1 protein-coding gene is annotated in these 1,300 nt (G+C 50.5%); it reads left to right on the top strand.

All coding sequences use genetic code 11. The features are described from left to right. Positions 1 to 103 precede the first annotated feature (103 nt). Positions 104 to 1,297 (top strand): ISL3 family transposase, encoded by a 1,194-nt coding sequence (locus GNT65_RS20410; protein WP_160799001.1) that lies wholly within the window; start codon positions 104 to 106, stop codon positions 1,295 to 1,297. Positions 1,298 to 1,300 lie beyond the last annotated feature (3 nt).

The following is a 1,300-nucleotide window of genomic DNA, read 5'->3' as shown; positions in this document are numbered from 1 at the left end:
AAAAAAGGTTCATCGCGGATTAGCGTGGACTGGAAATGAAAACGGTTGGAGAGTTATTGTTTAGTCGCCAAACAAAAACAATGACCAACCCCAACCGTTCTCGATGTCGAATATTACCTTTCCCATTGCGCTCTGGGAAGGCTTTGAAGCCGTCCATACCGAGCAAAATCAACAAACCCTTATCATCCACCTAAAACCGATTGATAACGGCCACTGTGCTTGCGGCAAACCGGCTAAGGCCGTTCACGACGCTTCACTTCGCAGCGTATCGGAACGAACCATACTGGCGTATCAGGTTCAGTTACGGCTACCCGTCCGCCGTATTCTTTGCCCCGATTGCGGTATCGTTCGGGAGCATATCAGCTGGTTAAAGCCTTATGCTCGCCAGACCACACGGCTCATTGAGCATGTCGAGGCGCTACTCAAGCTCTTGCCGATTAAACATATTTCGCAACTCCTTGGCCTGCACTGGCATACCATCAAGACTATCGACAAACGTCGGCAGGCAAGAGAGGTCACAGAGCCTGATTGGAGTTGTGTCAAACGCCTGGTCATGGACGAGTTTGCCCTGTTCAAAGGCCATCGTTACGCCACCGTGGTGGCCGATGCGGATACTCATCAAGTCCTCTGGATAGGTGAAGGTCGCAGCAGAGAAGCTATCCGGCCATTTTTCGTTAAGTTGGGTCAGTACTGCCAACAGATTGAAGCCGTTGCTATGGATATGAATACTGCCTTTGACCTGGAGGTACAGATGCACTGTCCCCAAGCCAAAGTGGTCTACGACTTGTTCCATGTTGTTGCCAAGTATGGCCGTGAAGTCATCGACCGAGTCAGGGTTGACCAGGCTAATCAACTCAAGCACGACAAACCAGCCCGCAAACGGGTGAAACGGGGGCGCTGGGTCTTACTCAAAAACAGAGATAATTTGACAGACAAACAGGCGGGTTATCTCAATGAGCTGTTGGAGTCGAACAAAAGCTTAATGACAGTTTACCTGCTCAGGGAGCAACTCAAGGAGATGTGGTACTGCACAGATGAAGCCGAAGCCATGGCTCAATGGAACCTCTGGTGGCAACAAGTCAGAGAGAGCGGTATCAGGCCATTACTCCAATTTGGCCAGCGTCTTAAGAACTATCTTCATGGCATAGTTGCTTCAGCGGTTCATCCGTTGCACACCTGCCGACTGGAAGGGATGAACAACAAAATCAAACTGCTGAAGCGAATGGGCTATGGCTACCGGGATACCGAATACTTCTTTCTGAAAGTCAGAGAGGCGTTCCCCGGAGATCCGCGATGAACC

The organism is Shewanella insulae (assembly GCF_009831655.1).
Lineage (GTDB): Bacteria > Pseudomonadota > Gammaproteobacteria > Enterobacterales > Shewanellaceae > Shewanella > Shewanella insulae.
Note: the sequence above shows the minus strand (reverse complement) of the source record. Positions and strands in the feature narration are given on the sequence as shown.